The following is a 549-nucleotide window of genomic DNA, read 5'->3' on the forward strand; positions in this document are numbered from 1 at the left end:
GCGCTGGTCGGCTTCGGTGATCCTCTGTTCGAAATCGAGCTCCCATCATGATCGCCACGACGAACAGACATGCATCGCAACGCGAAATCGTTCCGGCCACCAAAAGCCTGGCGCGCGTTTCCTCGATCGGTGCCAGATCCTTCCTACTCGAGGCGCCAGGCGACTTCGATCTCGTCGCGCAGCGGCGGATCTGGGCTCTGTCCCAGACCGTGAAAGACTGGGCGGACCTTGCGGAAAACATTCCGGGCATGACCAATCTGCTGGTGATCTTCAAGGAGACGCCCGAAGATCCTGATGCGGTGGTCTCCCGGCTGCTGGAGGCATGGGAGAATGCCCGCAGCATCGATCTCAAGGGCAAGACCATCGAGATCCCCGTCCATTATGGCGGCGAATATGCGACGGATCTGCCGGCCCTTTGCGATCTCTCGGGCTTGAGCGACCGCGAGGTCGTCCGCATCCATCATGAAGCGACCTACCGTGTCTTCGCCTTGGGCAGCGCGCCCGGTTTCGGTTATCTGCACGGTCTCGATCCGCGCATCTACATGCCGC

At 61.0% G+C, this 549-nt stretch carries 1 protein-coding gene; it reads left to right on the forward strand.

The features are described 5' to 3' along the window. Nucleotides 1-47: 47 nt before the first annotated feature. Nucleotides 48-549 (forward strand): carboxyltransferase domain-containing protein (locus tag FY112_RS00250; RefSeq protein WP_246700568.1); only part of this gene is annotated, 502 nt, incomplete at its 3' end.

Source organism: Rhizobium sp. PEPV16 (genome assembly GCF_008919455.1).
Taxonomy (GTDB): domain Bacteria; phylum Pseudomonadota; class Alphaproteobacteria; order Rhizobiales; family Rhizobiaceae; genus Rhizobium; species Rhizobium leguminosarum_Q.